General features: G+C 64.1%; 14 protein-coding genes. 9 read left to right on the top strand and 5 right to left on the bottom strand.

All coding sequences use genetic code 11. From position 1 onward, the window contains the following. Positions 1-58: 58 nt before the first annotated feature. The 3 genes from LB572_RS33190 to LB572_RS33180 are packed head-to-tail and all read right to left on the bottom strand — an operon-like array spanning position 59 to position 2,942. On the bottom strand, positions 59-982 hold the full coding sequence (locus LB572_RS33190; protein ID WP_224670756.1) for a DUF6492 family protein: 924 nt from the start codon (positions 980-982) through the stop codon (positions 59-61). After that, entirely contained in the window at positions 979-1,773 is a 795-nt protein-coding gene (locus tag LB572_RS33185; RefSeq protein WP_140810445.1) for a WecB/TagA/CpsF family glycosyltransferase, read from the bottom strand. The genes LB572_RS33190 and LB572_RS33185 overlap by 4 nt, the downstream gene beginning before the upstream one ends. After that, positions 1,770-2,942: a glycosyltransferase gene (locus LB572_RS33180; RefSeq protein WP_224670755.1), complete on the bottom strand. Its 1,173-nt coding sequence runs from the start codon at positions 2,940-2,942 to the stop codon at positions 1,770-1,772. Before LB572_RS33180 ends, LB572_RS33185 begins: the two co-directional genes overlap by 4 nt. A 169-nt stretch (positions 2,943-3,111) precedes the next feature. Between LB572_RS33180 and LB572_RS33175 the strand changes: the two genes are divergently transcribed. The 3 genes from LB572_RS33175 (at position 3,112) to proC (ending at position 6,349) form a co-directional block, all read left to right on the top strand. Then, positions 3,112-4,110 carry a glycosyltransferase family 2 protein gene (locus LB572_RS33175; RefSeq protein ID WP_224670754.1) on the top strand — a complete coding sequence of 333 codons (999 nt, stop codon included), beginning with the start codon at positions 3,112-3,114 and terminating at the stop codon, positions 4,108-4,110. After that, positions 4,079-5,398 (top strand): O-antigen ligase family protein, encoded by a 1,320-nt coding sequence (locus LB572_RS33170; RefSeq protein WP_224670753.1) that lies wholly within the window; start codon positions 4,079-4,081, stop codon positions 5,396-5,398. Before LB572_RS33175 ends, LB572_RS33170 begins: the two co-directional genes overlap by 32 nt. Positions 5,399-5,533: 135 nt before the next feature. Further along, positions 5,534-6,349 carry a pyrroline-5-carboxylate reductase gene (gene proC / locus LB572_RS33165; protein ID WP_224670752.1) on the top strand — a complete coding sequence of 272 codons (816 nt, stop codon included), beginning with the start codon at positions 5,534-5,536 and terminating at the stop codon, positions 6,347-6,349. Here proC and LB572_RS33160 read toward each other — a convergent pair. Next, positions 6,330-7,664 (bottom strand): NAD(P)H-dependent oxidoreductase, encoded by a 1,335-nt coding sequence (locus tag LB572_RS33160; RefSeq protein ID WP_224670751.1) that lies wholly within the window; start codon positions 7,662-7,664, stop codon positions 6,330-6,332. The two genes, proC and LB572_RS33160, sit on opposite strands and share 20 nt — an antisense overlap. Positions 7,665-8,162: 498 nt before the next feature. On the opposite strand from LB572_RS33160, the gene LB572_RS33155 reads away from it, so the two are divergent. From LB572_RS33155 to LB572_RS33135, 5 genes are all read left to right on the top strand, one after another. Next, entirely contained in the window at positions 8,163-9,611 is a 1,449-nt protein-coding gene (locus tag LB572_RS33155) for a TolC family protein (protein WP_140810327.1), read from the top strand. A gap of 39 nt (positions 9,612-9,650) precedes the next feature. After that, positions 9,651-11,783 (top strand): type I secretion system permease/ATPase, encoded by a 2,133-nt coding sequence (locus LB572_RS33150; protein ID WP_224670750.1) that lies wholly within the window; start codon positions 9,651-9,653, stop codon positions 11,781-11,783. Between the two features lie 15 nt (positions 11,784-11,798). Continuing rightward, positions 11,799-13,088: an HlyD family type I secretion periplasmic adaptor subunit gene (locus tag LB572_RS33145; protein WP_224670749.1), complete on the top strand. Its 1,290-nt coding sequence runs from the start codon at positions 11,799-11,801 to the stop codon at positions 13,086-13,088. Beyond that, entirely contained in the window at positions 13,078-13,722 is a 645-nt protein-coding gene (locus LB572_RS33140) for a ribbon-helix-helix domain-containing protein (protein ID WP_412033618.1), read from the top strand. The genes LB572_RS33145 and LB572_RS33140 overlap by 11 nt, the downstream gene beginning before the upstream one ends. A gap of 149 nt (positions 13,723-13,871) precedes the next feature. Then, positions 13,872-14,066, top strand: a complete 195-nt coding sequence (locus LB572_RS33135; RefSeq protein ID WP_224670748.1) for a hypothetical protein — start codon at positions 13,872-13,874, stop codon at positions 14,064-14,066. 10 nt (positions 14,067-14,076) lie between these two features. On the opposite strand, the gene LB572_RS33130 is transcribed toward LB572_RS33135, so the two are convergent. Continuing rightward, entirely contained in the window at positions 14,077-15,021 is a 945-nt protein-coding gene (locus tag LB572_RS33130; RefSeq protein WP_224670747.1) for a transglutaminase-like cysteine peptidase, read from the bottom strand. A gap of 323 nt (positions 15,022-15,344) precedes the next feature. Here LB572_RS33130 and LB572_RS33125 point away from each other — a divergent pair. After that, positions 15,345-18,053, top strand: a 2,709-nt coding sequence (locus tag LB572_RS33125; protein ID WP_224670746.1) for an Ig-like domain-containing protein, incomplete at its 3' end; no start/stop codon positions are given.

Below are 18,053 nucleotides of genomic sequence, written 5' to 3'. Positions count from 1 at the left end.
GCTCCGGTTCTCGGAACCCACCATTTTCGGCTCGGCCTGACCTGAATCTCAGCGCGGTTTATTCAAGCCCGATCAGGCGGCGGATGCGGCCGATATCGGTGCCGACGAAGGACTGCATGCCGATCGCCGCCTGTTCCGGCGCCATGGTGTCGACGAAACGGCGGAACTCGTCGTCCGAGAGCGGCTTGCCGTTCCAGTGGACGCGGCAGAATTCCTCCGAGCCATGGAAATGGCCGGCGCCTTGAAGCATATCGTCGACATAGCGGCCATAGATCATGCATTCGGAGAACTGCCGCGCCGAACCGACGACGCCGACCCAGTCGCGGCCATGCACCTTCTCGATGCGCTCGCGCATCGCGTTGACCGTCTCGCGGCGCCAGGCGATCAGCGTCGAGATGTAATCGTGGCTCGATTGATTGGCGGCATCGATGCCGAGCGCCGCACCCGCGTTGCGCGACCAGATGCGATGCTCGTCATGACCGTCGTTGGCGAGGACGCCGTCGCGCCGAAACAGCCGCACCTTGCCGTCGCGCCAGAAGGCGCCGGTGTCGAACGGTTTCAGGAAGGCGACATCGGAATCGCAGAAGACCAGCACGTCTTCCTTTGCCTGCCCGGCAATGGCGATGCGGCGCAGCTGCTGCACATGCCATCCGCGCAGCGGCTGCGTTTTGAGGCTCAGCCAGACGCGGCGGCGGAAACCGCTCAGCGGATCGTCGAAGACGCGCAGCCAGCGCGGCAACAGGTCCCGCTCGTCGACGACGCTGCGGCGGCTGCCTTCGAGCTGGCGAAACAGCGCGACGTCGCGATGCTCGGTCAGGATGTAATGATGCGCCATGCCGGTGACGTGGCGGTCGATGGTTTCGCACAACAACCGGCAGCGCTCGAAATCCGGCGCGTAGCTCGCGGTGACGATCGCGGCCAAGGGCGCGCGCGGCAGCGGTTCGATTTTTGTGGCGGTGTCCGGCACGAAGCGGCTGTTCACCGGCGCGCCTCCGCGGGCCGCGGCCCCAGCGACAGCTTCTGCCTGACGACGCGCCACAGGAAGACCGGGTTGCCGACGATGTAGCGGCGCCACAGGCGGCCGGGTTCGATCCACAGGCGGAACAGCCATTCGAGCCGCAGCCGGCGCAGCCATAAAGGAGCGCGCGGCACCGAGCCGCTCATGAAATCGAGCAGCGCGCCGACGGCGACCGGCAGCGTGCAATGGCGGCTGTCGATGTGGCGCTCGATCCACAATTCCTGGCGCGGCACGCCCATGGCGACGAGCAGCACGTCCGGCCGCAGCCTGGCGATGCGCTCGAGGATCGCCGGCTCCTCGGTGGCGGAGAAGAAGCCGTCATGGATGACGACAAATTCGTGCTGCATGGCGAGCGTCGATAGCTTCGCGCAGGCGGCTTCGGCATTGGCGCGCGTCGTGCCGAGCAGCGCCACTGTCAGCGGATGCGACGAGGCCTGCAGGAAGGCCGGAATGAAATCGGTGCCGTTGAGATTGCTGGGGAACGGCGCGCCGTAAAGCAGCTTTGCCGCCATGTCGACGCCGACACCGTCCGGCAGGATGAGGAAGTCTTCCAGCGCCTCGGCGAAGACCGGATCGGTGCAGGCGAGGTTGGCGTTGTGGGCGTTGAGGAAGCTCACCTTGGTGAAGCGACGCTCGTCGATCAGCCTGGTGAGCAAGGTGATGGCCTCGTCCCAGCGTATGGCCAGCACGGGAATGCCCAAAATGGTCTTGAGCGTGTCGAAGCCGAAGGCGGCGCGCGCGGTGTGCATGTTCATGCGGCGACCTCCTGCCTGACAGCGCCGAGCTTCTCCAGGCCGAGCCCGATCGCGGCGTCGAGCGCCTTGAGCTGGCGGCGATGGAAGGCGCTGCCATCCACGTCGCGGACATTGGCGGCTGCCGCCTGGAGGGCGGCGGCGAAAGCGATCGGATCGTCGGTCACCACGCAGTTGTCGGGACGATAGCCGATGCCGCGCAGCGAGCGGCTGGTGGCGACGGACGGCAGGCCGAGCTCGAAGGTCTCGATGGTCTTCAACTGCACCCCGCTGCCGGCGGTGCTGATCAAGGGAATGACGGCGGCGTCGCGCACGAAAGCCTGTGCGTCGGGAACCCTGCCGACGAAGGAAACGCCGGGATGCGGCGAGCTGATGCCGGAAGGCATGTTCCCCGCGATCCTGATGCGGAAATCCGGCTTCAGATGCGGCACGACCTTGGTCAGGAACCAATCGAGCCCGATGCGGTTCGGCTGCCAGGTCCAGGTGCCGATCAGCGCGGCGTCACAATCGATATGCCGCTTCACGCTGCCTGTCGGCGCCTGCGCCCGGGTTACAAGCGGCAGCACTGCCGAGCGTCTGTCGGAGGCGACGCCAAGTGCCGCGCGGTCTTCCTCGGCCAGCGTGAAGACAAAGCGCGCGGCGCCGCAGAGGCGCTCCTCCAGGACCTGGAGGAGCCTGGCCTCGCGCCGGAACATCCAGCGCTGGAGCGCGCTGCCGGCCGCGGCCGCATTTTCCTCGGCCGAGCGATGCTCGACATTGTGCGCCACGAAGACGAATGGATGGTCGGCGAAAACCTTCTCAAAGGCACCGGCGAATTGCACCGAGTTCAGGACATAGCCATCGAAGGAACCAGCGCGCTCGATGGCGGCGCGTAGCTCGGCGTCAGGCACGACACGCAGCTTGACGGAGGAGAAGGTAAGGCCGGACAAGACCGCCTTGCCCAGCCAGGCAAGCTTTTGCAGCGGCGATGCGCTTTCGGTTCGGACCTCGACGGCGTCGAGCACGATGGTGTTCTGGGGATCGGACGGGGCCTTTCCGGGCCAGATGAAGCCGATCACCGTCACGCGCACACCGGCGCGCCGCAGCGCGTCGATGATCGCGGCGTTGGCAATCTCGTAGCCCGAGGCGAGAGCGCCATCAGGCACGATCGATGTGGCGAACAGCAGATGCATCTCACCTATCCTTGGCTGCAGCCGGTAGCAAAACGCGGTGAAGCCTTGATTAAATGGCACTGTCAAAGGCCGAAGACCCGCCTTTTCCGACAGCCAGGCGAGAAGGTGATTAACGAAACGTTATCACCGCGATGCTATCGAGGGCTCAAACCCACGCTGCTGGAAACGGATGATCCCTTTGCCGTCCGACGCTTCTGTATCGATCGCGGGGCGGTCGCCGGGGCTTGCCGCCGAGACCGTCGAGGCGGTCGTGACGCTGCCGACCTTCAAGCGGCCGAAGAAGGTGCTGGAAACCCTGGCTTCGCTCAAGGCACAGCGGACCGACCGGCGTTTCGCCGTCATCGTCATGGAAAACGAAGCCGGGGCGCGCGAAGGCGCCGCCGCGGTGCTGCCGCTGTTCGAAAGCGGCGAGATACCGGGCTTGGTGATCATCGCGCATGAGCGCGGCAATTGCAGCGCCTACAATGCAGGCTGGCAGACGGCGGTCCTGCAGTTTCCCAACTTCAAGCACCTTCTGGTCATCGACGATGACGAGCTCGCCGAGCCGGACTGGCTGGAGCGCATGTGCAAGGCCGCCGAGACGCTTGGCGCCGACATCGTCGGCGGCCCGCAAGTGCCCATCTTTGCCGATCCGAGCCACGCGAGATGGGCCGAGCACCCGGTCTTTGCGCCGCCCTATCGGGAAACGGGCCGCGTGCCGGCGCTTTACTCGTCCGGCAACCTGTTGGTCGGGCGCAACGTACTCAAGGCCATGGGACCGCCGTTCCTCGACCTCAGGTTCAATTTCATGGGCGGCGGCGATTCCGATTTCCTCAGCCGTTCCGCGCAGAAAGGCTTCGTGCTCGGCTGGTGCGCCGAGGCAAAGGTCAACGAGACCGTTCCGGCCCGGCGTGTCGAGGCCGACTGGATCCGCGCCCGCAGCCTGCGCAACGGCGTGATCTCGACGCTTGTCGAAAAGAAGAAGCGGGCCGGCACGCCGTTTGCCGGCCTTAAAGTTCTCCTGAAGAGCCTGGCGCTGCTTGCGGCCTCGCCGTTGCGCGGCGTTATCCGGCTGGTGCGCACCGGCTCGCTGACGAGCAGCCTCTACCCGGTCTATGTCGCGCTTGGCCGGGTGCTCGCCGAATTCGGATATGCCAATGAGCAGTACCGACAGCCTGAGAAGAATTGAGCGCGCGCCGCTCAGCGCCGCCTTCACCAGGCAAGGCGTGGCGACGGCTATCGCCGCGCTCCTGTTCACCGTCATCATCGTCTCGTTCCGGCCCTTCCAGCCGGCAGGCGCGGAACTGACTGGCGACGGCGGCGACATCGTCAACCAGCTCGGCTTCGGCTCGCTCGGCGCTGTCTCGATCTTCTCGCTGCTCGCCTTCGCCGACCCGCGCGTGGTGCGCTCGCTGGTAAGCCCTTCCTGGGCGCTGATGCTGGGCTTCTTCTTCCTGTCGGTGGTGCTCGCCACCGACCCGCCCGCGGCGATGCGCGCCGCCTCCTTCACCCTGATCGGCATCATCACCATGGCGACGATCCTGGTGCTGCCGCGCGACGCCGACTCCTTTGCCAGAGTGGTCATCTTCACCGCCGTCGTGGTGATCGGCCTTTCCTATATCGGCCTGGTCGTCTTCCCGCACGAAGCGCTGCACACCGCCGACTCGCAGGAGCCGGAACATGCGGGCCTGTGGCGCGGCGTCTTCACGCACAAGAACATCGCAGGCCCGGTCATGGCCTGTTTCAGCTTCGCCGGGCTTTATCTGTTCCGGCGCGGCCAGCGCTGGTGGGGCGCGGGCATCTTCTGCGCGGCGATGATCTTCATGCTCCACACCGGCTCAAAGACCACGGCCGGGCTGGTGCCGTTCTCGATCATGATCGTCATGCTGCCCAGCCTCATCGGCATGCGGCTGGGCACGCCGGTCCTGTTCGCGCTGGCGGTCACCGCGACGGCCGTCGGCACGCTCGGCATCGTCTTCATCGCACCGGTGAAGCATCTGGCGGCGATCTATTTCCCGAACCTGACCTATACCGGGCGCACGACGCTTTGGGAGTTCGCCGGCGAGATGCTGGCGAAGAAGCCATGGACCGGCTACGGCTACGAAAGCTTCTGGGGGACGCCGCTGCTGCTCAACCAGGACCAGCCCTTCGACCGGCCCTGGGATATCCGCACCATCGTGCATGGCCATGACGGTTATCTCGACATCGCGGTGCTGATGGGCATCCCGGCGCTCTGCGTCGCCGTCTACACCTTCCTGATCGCCCCCTTGCGCGATTACATGCGCATCCCGGCGCGCAAGGAAAACATCTTCCTCGGCGATTTCTTCATGATGGTTGTGCTGTTCACGGCGCTGAACGCTTTCCTCGAAAGCTTTTTCTTCCACCGCGGCGATCCCGTCTGGCTGTTCTTCGTGCTCGGCGTGCTTGGCCTAAGACAAGTCTCGCTGCGGCCCATCCCGGTTCGCCTTTCAAGCTGATCCTGGCCGATCGATCTCCACTGCCCTTTTCCGTTGCGGCGCAACCGTCTCTTTGTCCTATGCAATTTCAGACGGAAAACCGCTTCACACTTTTCCTGGAATTGCTTTAAGGAGAGCCTTCCTACGGAGGGTTTCATGACGATCAGGCTCGTTCTCGCCGGTTGCGGCAATATGGGTTACGCCATGCTCTCGGGCTGGTTGAAATCCGCCAAGCTCGAGCCGCAAGCGGTGTTCGTGGTCGAGCCCAACGCGGAACTGCGCCAGCGCGCCGAGCATCTCGGCTGCCGCGCCGCGGCCCACGCCGATGGCATTCCAGCCGAAGCTGTCCCCGATCTCATTGTCATTGCCGTGAAACCGCAGGTGATCCGCGAGGTAACCGGGCATTACAAGCGCTTCGGCGACGGCAGGACCAGCTTTCTCAGCATCGCCGCCGGCACGCCGGTCGCGACCTTCGAGGAAATCCTGGGTGAGCTGGCGCCGGTCATCCGCTGCATGCCGAACACGCCGGCGGCGATCGGCAAGGGCATGATGGTGGTGTTTTCCAACCCACTGGTCTCCGACGACGTGCGGCGCTTCGTCGCCGAACTGCTTTCGGCAAGCGGCGTCGTGACGACGATCGACGACGAGGGCCTCATGGACGCCGTGACCGCCGTCTCCGGCTCCGGTCCGGCCTATGTCTTCCACTTCATCGAAGCGCTGACGGTTGCGGCCGAGAAGGCCGGCCTTCCCGCCGAAACCGCCAAGCTGCTTGCCATGCAGACTGTCTCCGGCGCCGCCTCGCTCGCCGCGGAAGCAGACGAGGAACCGGGCGTGCTGCGCCAGCAGGTAACCAGCCCCAACGGCACGACCGCCGCCGCACTTGCCGTGCTGATGGACGGCGACCGGCTGACGAAGCTCGTCACCGAAGCCGTTGAAGCGGCGCGGCTGAGGTCTATAGAGCTGGGGAAATAGCCGTCGCGCCGTAGAGCATCTCATCCTGCAACTTGCGCAAGGCGTATAGTCGCGTCGTCCGGTCCGGCGCGGCATTGTCCTCGGTCAACAGCTCGCCCTTCTTCACCGGCTTCAGCACCTTGCCGCCTTCGAGCAGTCCGACCGGCACGGCGCGGCTCATCCGCGCGTCGGCAATCGTCATGGTCCAGGAGCGGTAGCAGGTCTCGCCGATGGCATCGAAGGTCTCGCCAGCGGCGAGGTCGCGCTTGGCGGCGGCGCAGACTTCCGCCACCGGCCTCGGCAGAGGCACCATGTCGGGCTTGCCGTAAAGCATGATGCGGGCGGCGGTGAGCGGCACTTCCAGCGAGGTCAGATGGTAGGGCCGGAACAGGCCGTAGTAAGGACCCTTGCCGACGTGCAGATCGTCCATGCGCTCGACGACGCGCGGGTGCATCGCCTCGACGATGACGAAGACGCCGGGCGCCACGCCCTTGCCGATCGTGTAGTCGACGACGCCTTTCCTCGACAGGAGGCCGCCATCCTCTATCGGAATCAGCACCTTGGCCAGCAGGTCGCGATCGGCCTTGGGGCCGTGCATGCCAGGAACATCCGGCACCAGGCCGGTGGCGTTGGCGATGGCGCACATCTCGACCATGGTCTTCGAGCCGTCGACGAACTCGACCAGCATGCGCGGGTTCATGTTGCGGCGCGCCGCCTCTTCCCGATAATCGTCCGGAACGGCGTCATGGTTGAGCGGATTGTTCTTGCCCTTGCCGGCCGCGACGATGCTCAGCCCAAGCGCCGAGGCGAACTCGATCAGTTCCATGCAGCTTGACGGCTCGTCGCCGGCGCCGACCGAGTAGACGACGCCCAACCGGTCGGCCTGCTGCTTCAGGTAGCAGCCGATGGTCACGTCGGCTTCGACATTCATCATCACCAGATGCTTGCCATGCTCCATGGCCATCAGATCGAAATCGGCGGCGACGCCCGGTTTGCCCGTGGCGTCGATGACGACGTCGATGAGCGGGTTGGTGACCAGCATCTCGTTCGAGGTGATGGCTATCCTGCCGCCCTCGATCGCCTGAGTGACTCTGGAGGCGGTTTCGGCCTCGGCGGCAATCGCCTCATCGCCATAGGCGATGCGGATCGCCTTGCGGGCGGTGTGCGGGCGCCGCGTGGAGATGGCCACGATCGAAATGCCCGGCATCAGCATGCCCTGCGTCACCAGATCGGTACCCATCTCGCCGGAGCCGATGACGCCGACGCGCACCGGCCTACCCTCGGCGGCGCGTCGGGCGAGGTCGCGGGCAAGCCCGGTCAAGGCGATATTGGTCATACAAGAAGATCCACCGCTTTTAACTCCGGCTCGCAATACAGGGAACGATCCGGGTTTGCCAACCAAACCAGGCTGACATGGCGATTTCTTGCGCATGCTTTGCAAGGTCGCAGCAGATTTTCCCCAACAACCCGCGGCTTTCCGACTTTCGCCGCAACCGACTAAGTTTCGGAAGAACCAGCGCTATGGGGTCTGTCCGCGGCGACCGCACGATTCGCCATTTATTTCAGACCATTAACCATTACGGTCCGTCTTAAAAGCCGATTGCGGCCTGCTCCAAACCGGAAAGCCATGACCCGCCGCGCCCGGTTTCTGTGCCATTTTTGCTACAGGCTTAGACCCTAATGCCCGGAATCGCACTTTTAAGGTGTGTCTAATCCATTATATGCTCACAACCTCGAAAAATCTGATAGATACTGGTCGAAAGCTCCGGTGGCAGGCTTGGGCAAATAAGCGCCAATAAAAAAATAATGGCGCGGGGATAGTCACGGGGTAGAAATGACCAGGACGGGTAAAATTACCGTCGGCTGGCGGTTTGCGCTTGCCATTACGGTGTCGATGCTGGCTTGTGGCAGCGCCAGCGCACTCACACTCAAAGAAGCCGTTGCCGTCGCAGTGGAATCCAATCCGGAGATTGGACAGGCGATCGAGAACCGCGAAGCGATCGAATTCGAGCTGCGTCAGGCGAAAGGCCTTTATCTTCCCAGCGTCGATCTGGAAGCGTCGACAGGCGTTCGCCGGCTGGACAATGATACACGGCGCGCGCTCGACGAGGATCACAAAGCCCTCTATCCGAACGAGGCCGACCTCACCGTCTCGCAGACGCTGTACGACAGCGGCGCGCGGCGAGCGGAACTGAACCGCCAGGCCTCGCGGGTCGACGGCGCTTCCTTCCGGGTTCTGGAGCGGTCCGAGTTCATCGGGCTCGCGGTCGTCCAGGATTATCTGGAATATATGCTGCAGGCCTCGATCGTGGCCGAGGCCAAGAAGAACCTTGGCTTCCATCAGTCCATCCTCAGCGACATCAAGCAAGGCATCGCTGGCGGCGCGCTCAACGAGGCCGACCGGCAGCAGGCCGAGGAACGCCTTTTTGCCGCCAAGGCGCGCATGCAGGAGGCAACCGAAGAACTCGAGGCGGCCAAGATCCGCTTCTTCAAGAATGTCGGCAAGCCGCTGACCAACGCGTCCCGGCCGGCCGATGTCGCAGCCGCTCTGCCGCGGTCGCTGGACGATGCGATCGGGCTCGCCAGGCAGAACAATCCGCGCGTCCATATGGCCAACAGCGATATCGACGCGGCGTCTTCGCTGGTCGACGCGGCGCGGGCGAAATACGGCCCGACGATCACCGCCGAAGGTGTTGCCCGGGGCGGATATGACATCGACGGCGACGACGGCGACGCGAGCGACCTGCAGGCCCGGGTGGTGCTGCGCTGGAACCTCTACCGCGGCGGCATCGACAAGGCCAACGAGCAGGAACAGATCCGGCGCACCAGCGAGCAGCGGCTTGCGATGCACCAGGTGCTGCGCGAGATCGAGGAAGCCGTCCGCACCTCATGGGACCGCCGCTTCCGCCAGGCCGAACTGGCAAAGACGCTGCGCCAGCAGGCTGCCACCAATGAAAAGCTCGTCGCTTCCTATCGCGAGCAGTTCAAGGTCGGACAGCGCTCGCTGCTCGATGTGCTCGATGCCCAGAACACGCGCTTCAACACCGCGACGCTGGCCGACACGTCGTCCTACGCGTCGCTATTTGCCGAGTACCGGCTGCTGGCCGCAACCGGAGAATTGCTGAAGACGCTCAACATCCAGCCGGCCAAGCAGGCCGCGGCCTACGCCCGTGAGGAATTCGGTGTGCCGGCTACGGCCGATACCGAGACTTATGCGCGGACGCCGTCGGAGCAGAAGAACGATCTGCCGTTCGACATCCTAGCGCCGGTCAGGAAAAAGTAGCCGATGTAAGCATCGATCTTCGGTCCTTCGGGGCGGATCGTGAACCAGCAACCCAACATCCTGTCGCCCAAGGAGGCCTTCAAAGCCTGCTTCTGCGCTGTTGCCGCCTATCTCGGCAGGCCGAGCGCGGAAACGGTGCTGTTCGCCGGCGTGCCGGTTCCGGAGACGCGCATCGAGCCGGAGGAAATCCGCCATCTGGCCGAGCGGATCGGCCTGGAAGTCCAGGATTTCAACCATCGCGATTTCCTGCGCGGCCGCTTCGATCTTCCGGCCATCGTCTTCCGCGTCAGCCAGTTGCCGGTCGCTCTCCTGGCGGAGATGGAGGGCGGGCAGTATCTGACGGCGCCGCAGGAAAACGGCCGCACCACGATCGACAGGTCGGAACTCGCCGAAAGCTATATCAGCGGCGGCACGTCCTTTTCGATCACCTATGCCAACCAGGCCGAGGAGATGACGGTCGGCACGGCCGCGCGGATCGAAAGGCGCCACTGGCTGACCGGCACGATGGGGGCGTTCTGGCGCACCTATTCCAAGGTGGTGCTGTCGGCGGTCTTCATCAATCTCCTGGCGATCGCCTCGCCGATCTTCACCATGAACGTCTACGATCGCATCCTGCCTAACAAGGCGATCGCCACACTGTGGGTGCTGGCGCTCGGCATCGGCGCGGCCATCCTGTTCGACCTGCTCCTCAAGACGGCCAGAGCGTCGCTGATCGACTATGCCGGCCGCAAGGCGGATCTGCGGATCTCCTATCTGCTGTTCGAAAAAGTGCTGAATTCCTCGCTTTCGGCGCGGCCTGGGTCGACGGGCGAATATGCAAACCGTGTCACGCAATACGAATTCGTGCGCGAGTTCTTCGCCTCGAACACGGTCAGCGTCTTCATCGATACGATCTTCGTCTTCGTCTTCCTGGCTGTCATCTACGCCATCGGCGGCTGGCTGGTGATCATACCGGCGCTGGCTTTCATCATCTCCGTCATCGTCGGACTGATCACGCAGCGGCGGATCGGCAAGCGGGTCGCCGCCTCGATGAACGAGGCCTCGCAGCGCCAGGCGCTGCTGGTCGAATCCATTTCGACGCTGGAAACGATCAAGTCGCTGCGCGCCGAAGCCTACCTGCTGCGCAAATGGGGCGAGCACTCGAAGAACGCGGCCAACACGTCGGAGAAGATCAAGGAGCTCTCGGCGGCGGCAGGCAACATCACCGGCGCCATCCAGCAATTCGTGACGGTGGCCCTGGTGGTTGCCGGCGCCTATGCGTTCTCGGAAGGCCAGGTCTCGACAGGCGCCATCATCGGCACCGTGATGCTCGCCGGCCGCGCCGTGGCGCCGCTCGGCCAGATCGCCATCACGCTTGCCCGGTTCCGCCAGGCCATGCTGTCGCTCAGGATCATCAACACGATCATGTCGCAGCCGGAGGACCGCCCCGATACGGTCGGTTTCGTCAACCGGCCGATCCGCAGCGGCGCGCTTGCCTTCAAGAATGTCGGCTTCGCCTATCCAGGCACTGAAAACGAGGTTCTGAGCGGGCTCAACATCGCGGTGCGGCCCGGCGAGCGGGTCGGCATCATCGGCCGCATCGGTTCCGGCAAGACCACGATGGGCCGGCTGATCGGCCGGCTTTTCCTGCCGACGTCGGGCGAATTGCTGATCGACGGCATCGATATCCGCCAATACCATCCCTCGGAGGTCCGCGCCGCGGTCGGCATCGTCGCGCAGGCCGGCGACCTGTTTTCGGGAACCATCAAGGAGAACCTCTTGATGGCGGCGCCGGAAGCGACCGACGAGGAGATCATCGACGCCGCGAAAGCCGCCGGCGTCGACGACTTCGTCTCGCGGCATCCGCGCGGCTACGACATGAATGTCGGCGAGCGGGGCACCAATCTTTCGGGCGGGCAAAGGCAGGCCGTGGCAATCGCGCGACTGCTCTTGACCAAGCCGAAGATCGTCTTCCTGGACGAGCCGTCGGGTTCGATGGACCTCGCTTCCGAACGGCAGTTGATCAAGCAGCTCAAGGTGGCGTTCGACCGCAGCACGACGCTGATCGTGTCGACCCATCGCTACAGCATGCTGGAGCTTGCCGACCGCCTCATCGTCATCGACCAGGGCCGCGTCGTCGCCGACGGGCCGAAGGAACAAGTCATCCAGGCACTGCAAAAGGCAAATGCCTGACCGGAACGTATGGACATGCTTGCAAGGGAAGACCGGCCACCACTTTTCGCCTCGGCGTCCGTCTACATCATCGGGGCGCTGTTCGTGTGCTTCACTGCCTGGGCATCCTTTGCCGAGGTCGATGAGATAGCGCGCGGCGAAGGCAAGGTCATTCCCGCTTCGAAGACGCAGATCATCCAGGCCAGCGAAGCCGGCGTGGTGCAGGAGATCGCCGTCCAGATCGGCCAGACCGTCAAGAAGAACGACCTCATCATCCGCCTCGACAACTCGGGCAACACGTCGAGCCTCGGCGAGGAGAAGGCCAAGGGGCGAGCGCTGCAAGCGCGCATCGCACGGCTGCAGTTCGAGCAGAGCGGCAATGTCGAAGGATCGTTCCCCTGCCCCGCCGAGATCCAGAAGGCCGCGCCGGAAATCTGCGACAACGAGCAAAAGCTGCTCGTCGCCCGCCGCGACAATTTCGAGGTGAAGCTGTCGGTTCTCAAATCGCGTCTCGACCAGCGCGAAAAGGAACTGGACGAGGCCAGCGCCAACGCCGATCGCCTGTCCAAGAGCCTGGCCGTCACCGACCAGGAAGCGGCGCTGGTCGAACCCATGGTCAAGAAGGGCCTGATGGCCAAGACCGAGCAGATCCGCGTCGAGCGGGAACAGACCGACCTTCACGGACAGCTGACCCTTGCCGGAGAGACGATCAAGAAGGGCAAGGCGGCGATCACCGAGGCACAGCTTCAGGTGAGCGAATTGGGTCTGCAACTGCAGCAGGAAGCGTTGAGCGACCTGACGCAAGCGCTCGCCGATCTTTCCGTGGTCGACGAAACCATCCGCGGCGCCACCGACGCGGTGGCGCGCACCGACATCCGCTCGCCGGTCGACGGCATCGTCAACACGCTCGACGTCAACACGCTCGGCGCCTTCGTCCAGCCAGGCGCGGTCGTGGCCGGCATCGTGCCGACCTCCGAGACGCTGCTGGTGGAGGCGCGGGTTTCGCCGCGCGACGTCGCCTTCATCCAGCCGGACCAGCAGGCGCTGATCAAGGTCACGGCCTATGATTTCTCGATCTTCGGCGGCATCGAGGGCAAGGTCTCCAACATCACCGCCGACAGCCTCGTCGACCAGAAGACGGGCGAGCCCTACTATCAGGTGCGGGTCGCGACCGAGAAGTCGACGCTGACCAGGAACGGCAAGACCTATTCGATCATCCCCGGCATGATCTGCTCGGTCGACATCAAGACCGGACGCAAGACGATCCTCAACTATCTTTTGAAGCCCATCAACAAGGCGCGTCAGGAGGCGATGAGTGAGCGATAGCGCCATCCACCACCCGGACACTTCGCGCGAAAGGCTGCTGCCGGTTCTCGCGGCCGAGGATTTCGGCCCGGAATTCCGAGTCGTGGCGCGCGGCGGCGTGCGTCGCGGCATCCGGCTGGAGCGCGCCTTCTGGGTGTCGCTGAAGCAGATGGCCGAAAGCCGCAAATGCACGATCGGCATGCTGGTCGAGGAGATCGCCGAACATCATCCCGACCAGGGCAACCTCACCTCGGCGATCCGGGTCGCCTGCATGCGCGGCCTTGCCGAGGAAAGCATGGAGCTGCGCAAGCTCGCTTCGATCCGCACGATCAATGCGATCCTGGTCGCCTGCCCCTCGCCCGCCTTCGCGCTGTCTTCGTCGAAGAAGATCCTGGCCTTCAACGCGCCGTTCCAGCAACTGGTCAGGCGCCAGTTGCCGAGCGCGCCCGGCGAGGATGGGCGACAGGACCTGAAGCTGGCGCTCGACCTCAACGTTCCCGACATCTTCGCCCGGCTCGACGCCAATGGCGAGACGCCGGTCACCAGCGGTTTCGTCATCGGCGCCGGCGAGCGCCGCTATCGCGGCCAGCTCAGCGCCGTGCGCGCGCCCGTCACCGAGCCGGAACTGCTGATGGCTTTCGTCTTCAACGGGTAGTTCCTCAACACAGAAGTTTTGACCGGTTGGTCAGTGTGCGTTGGCAGATCCCCGGCCTTGGCGATTGGCCGAGACGCCTATCGCGATCGTCATCCTCGGGTCTGCGCGCGTCGCTTCGCTCCTTGCTCCGCCCTGGAATGACGAGGTTCATGAGCCTTCAGCTCATCGCCAGCGTTTGCGCTGACTACCCAACGTTGATGGCCTTGCCCGACAAGCCTGCAATCTTTCAAAATCACTGTGTTGAGGAACTGGACAATTGCGGGAAAGCGCGTCGTGGCTTCGCTCGCCGGAGCTTGCGCGACAACAAGCAAATGGGCAGTTTCCGCGTTCCCGGAAACGTTTAGCCGCCCCGATCTACCGCCTGAGATCCGAAGCCACTGATGGTTCAGGCGCGCCTTCGCCGGGTGCCACCGTCGTGAAGCCGCCGGCTATATCGGCGATCTGCGCGCCGGACTTCGACCCGTGGATCCAGGCGCGATCGGTGCTGAAGGAATAGAGCGGAACATAATCGGGCAGATCGCTGTCGCGCATGACGGCGTTGCCGAGGCTGTCGAGGATGAAGGCGCCGCTTCCCGTGCTTACCGACAGGACGGCGTGGAAGAACTTGCGGCGACGATCCTGGAGCACCACCAGCGACATGCTCTGCGCCGGGATCCCGGCCCTGAGCAGCGCCGCCATCTTCAGTATGGCGAAATCCTCGCAATCGCCGGCGCGATGCTCGAGAATTTCCGAAGGCTTCGCCCAGTAGTCGAGCTTGCCGTAGACGACGCTGTCCTTGCGATAGGCGATCAGCCGGTTGATGCTGCTGTTGACGAAGGAAAGCTTCTCGCGAAATCCCTTGTCGGCGGCAATCTTGATGATCTCGGTGAAGGCCGGGCTCTCGCGGTCGCAGACGCTGCCCGCGGTGCAATCGACGATGGCTTTGTAGACGGGAGCCCAGCGCGCCGCGACCGGGAAGTTGCGCATCGACAAAGCGACCGAGCCGAAGACACCGGGGATGATCGCGGCGGTCTGGATCGGGTCGATGCCGGGCTCGGCCGTGGCGATCGACTGCGCTTTAACCTGATAAGGTGCAGTCGGCGTATAGCCCGTCGAAACGTCCGCGATCCGGTAGGCGGCGGCCAGCTGCCAGGACTGCGGCCGGGCCAGCGAAACGCCGCCGAGACTCGCCGGCGCAAGCACATTCTGCAGAGCTGGATTCACACTGGCGGATGATGGAATTGCCTGAACGGCAAGGCCGACCGCCAGCAAGAGTACCTTGATCCCGGTCATGCCCGGGGCTGCTTTTTGTATTTTCATAACGCCCACCTTTGACTGTGGACGCTACCAATCTTGTCTCAAATTATCGGAAAGGAAGGTAGGTAAATTTCCGCGAATCACTCTATTCTATTTTCCATCAAATTTTATTCAAATTTATACTTTCATTTACCAAGCCAACTCGACGCGCTGCGGCCACTCCCGCATCCGTCAAGATCATGCATAACTGCATATATCATCACGATTTACCAAGTGTAAAAAATGCGATTCTCTACATATTCGAATATATGAAATGGATTGAACGTCTGTTGCAAAGTCCGGGCCTGACATGTCTCTTTCCGGGAAATGCCGGAGGGGCTTCAGCTATGACGACCAATATCGAATTCGACGTCGTTTCAAATTCCTGGGACGAGCACACGAGCGCTGGTGAAAATCACATCTCGACGGGTGTCCAGGTCGCGCAGGCGACCACTGGCCAGGCGGCCGGCGAGCCGGTGCCGGTCGACGTCGGCAGCGGCACGCCGGCGCAGGGCGCGGCCAATGCTCAAGGGGCAAACCAGCCGGCGGCGGACGCCAAGGCTCCTGCTTCCAACGCTCCCGCAAACGCACCGGCGGCAAATGCGGCGGCGGCGAATACCCCGCATGAATATCACGTCGAGGCGGGCAACGTCGTAAAGCTTCCGGCCAGCGTTTCGATCGACAACATCAAAGTCGACGGACACGACCTCGTCCTCACGCAGCCCGACGGATCCCAGATCGTCATCAAGGACGCCGCGCTGAATGTGCCGACCTTCATCCTAGGCGACGTCGAGGTGCCGCGCGTGGCCCTGATCGCCGCCCTCGAGGCAAGCCATGTCGATGTCGCCTTCGGCGCCGACGGCTCGATCTCGGCCGGCGGCAACGGCTCGCCGGGCAGCGCGGGCGGCAATTTCGAACAGCCCCCCGGCGGCATCGGCGACGGCTTCGGCCTCACCGCCCTGCTGCCGCCGACGGACCTGGCGTTCGGCCAGCCAGAGCATCGCGACCTGTTCCCGGGGTTGCTGCCCAACTCAACGCCGACGATCCTCGACCTTACGCCTTCCGTCCAGGGCGGCGACACCACCGTCAACGAGAAGGGCCTTGAGACCGCCGGCGCGACGGGGTCCGGCGAAGCGGGGACCAGCGCCCAAGTCGACAACGACCCCTCCGAGCACAACACCGGCACCTTCACCATCAACTCGCCCGACGGCATCGGCTCGGTGGACATCAATGGCCATGTGATCACCGCCGCCGAGCTTGCCAACAGCGCGTCGGCACCGATCAACATTGCGACGCCCTTCGGCAACACGCTGACCATCAACGGCTACGATGCCGCCACCGGCCAGGTGAGCTACACCTACACGCTGCTGCACAGCGAGATTCACCCGGCAGGCGACGCCTCCCTTTACGACGACATGACGGTGACCGTCACCGACAGCGACGGCGACGTCTCGCTTCCCGGCACGCTCTCGGTCCAGATCGTCGACGACGTGCCGACGGCGCATGACGACGTCGCCACGCAGGGCACCGAGAACGCGCCGGTGACGGTGAACGTGTTCGCCAACGACGTGCCCGGCGCGGACGGTGTCAACATCGCCGATCCGTCGAAGGTCAGCTATGTGGCGAACTCGCTCACCGGCGGCACCGGCACGGTCACCTACAACAACGACGGCACCTTCACCTACAAGCCGGCCGCCGGCGAAGAAGGAACCGTGACCTTCAAGTACCAGATCGTCGACGGCGACGGCGACGCCTCGGTGGCGACGGTGACGATCAATCTGAAGCCGGATTCCACGCCGACCATCGACGTGACGCCGCAGAATCCAGATGCGAACGGCCACAGCGCGGCGAACGAAGCCGGCCTGCCGCCGCATGACGGCCTGCCGGCAGGCTCGGGCGAAATCGCAGACAACGACGCTAACAACAACAGCGACGCCAGCGAGACCACGACCGGCGCGCTGGCGATCACCACCGGCGGCGACGCGATCGGCCACCTCTACGTGACCGACAAGGACAACACCCAGATCGAGGTGACGAACGCAGCCGGTGGCATTCTGGTGCATGGCCAGTATGGCGACCTGACCATCACCGGCACGCCTGGGACCGGCTACACCTATTCCTACACGCTGCTGGATAGCACCCCGGGCAACGGCATGCATGACGACTTTGCCGTCAAGGTGGTCGATTCCGATGCCGACCCCGCCTCCACGACGCTCACCATCGACATCGTAAACGACGTGCCGACGGCGCATGACGACGTCGCCACGCAGGGCACCGAGAACGCGCCGGTGACGGTGAACGTGTTCGCCAACGACGTGCCCGGCGCGGACGGTGTCAACATCGCCGATCCGTCGAAGGTCAGCTATGTGGCGAACTCGCTCACCGGCGGCACCGGCACGGTCACCTACAACAACGACGGCACCTTCACCTACAAGCCGGCCGCCGGCGAAGAAGGAACCGTGACCTTCAAGTACCAGATCGTCGACGGCGACGGCGACGCCTCGGTGGCGACGGTGACGATCAATCTGAAGCCGGATTCCACGCCGACCATCGACGTGACACCGCAGAATCCAGATGCGAACGGCCACAGCGCGGCGAACGAAGCCGGCCTGCCGCCGCATGACGGCCTGCCGGCAGGCTCGGGCGAAATCGCAGACGACGACGCTAACAACAACAGCGACGCCAGCGAGACCACGACCGGCGCGCTGGCGATCACCACCGGCGGCGACGCGATCGGCCACCTCTACGTGACCGACAAGGACAACACCCAGATCGAGGTGACGAACGCAGCCGGTGGCATTCTGGTGCACGGCCAGTATGGCGACCTGACCATCACCGGCACGCCTGGGACCGGCTACACCTATTCCTACACGCTGCTGGATAGCACCCCGGGCAACGGCACGCATGACGACTTTGCCGTCAAGGTGGTCGATTCCGATGGCGACCCCGCCTCCACGACGCTTACCATCGATATCGTAAACGACGTGCCGCATGCCAGTGCCGACATCAACGCCGTGACGGAAGGGGCGCTGCTCACGGTGGCTGCGGCCAACGGC

The organism is Mesorhizobium sp. BH1-1-5 (assembly GCF_020165615.1).
Classification (GTDB): Bacteria; Pseudomonadota; Alphaproteobacteria; order Rhizobiales; family Rhizobiaceae; genus Mesorhizobium.
The sequence above is the reverse complement of the archived record's forward strand: the minus strand, read 5'-3'. Positions and strand labels throughout refer to the sequence as shown.

What these genes read in the sequence shown, in the direction of transcription:
- LB572_RS33185 (WP_140810445.1), bottom strand. Translation starts at nt 1,773, where the DNA reads ATGAACATGCACACCGCGCGCGCCGCCTTCGGCTTCGACACGCTCAAG.
- LB572_RS33180 (WP_224670755.1), bottom strand. Translation starts at nt 2,942, where the DNA reads ATGCATCTGCTGTTCGCCACATCGATCGTGCCTGATGGCGCTCTCGCC.
- LB572_RS33175 (WP_224670754.1), top strand. Translation starts at nt 3,112, where the DNA reads ATGATCCCTTTGCCGTCCGACGCTTCTGTATCGATCGCGGGGCGGTCG.
- LB572_RS33170 (WP_224670753.1), top strand. Translation starts at nt 4,079, where the DNA reads ATGAGCAGTACCGACAGCCTGAGAAGAATTGAGCGCGCGCCGCTCAGC.
- proC (WP_224670752.1), top strand. Translation starts at nt 5,534, where the DNA reads ATGACGATCAGGCTCGTTCTCGCCGGTTGCGGCAATATGGGTTACGCC.
- LB572_RS33160 (WP_224670751.1), bottom strand. Translation starts at nt 7,664, where the DNA reads ATGACCAATATCGCCTTGACCGGGCTTGCCCGCGACCTCGCCCGACGC.
- LB572_RS33155 (WP_140810327.1), top strand. Translation starts at nt 8,163, where the DNA reads ATGACCAGGACGGGTAAAATTACCGTCGGCTGGCGGTTTGCGCTTGCC.
- LB572_RS33145 (WP_224670749.1), top strand. Translation starts at nt 11,799, where the DNA reads ATGCTTGCAAGGGAAGACCGGCCACCACTTTTCGCCTCGGCGTCCGTC.
- LB572_RS33135 (WP_224670748.1), top strand. Translation starts at nt 13,872, where the DNA reads ATGAGCCTTCAGCTCATCGCCAGCGTTTGCGCTGACTACCCAACGTTG.
- LB572_RS33130 (WP_224670747.1), bottom strand. Translation starts at nt 15,021, where the DNA reads ATGAAAATACAAAAAGCAGCCCCGGGCATGACCGGGATCAAGGTACTC.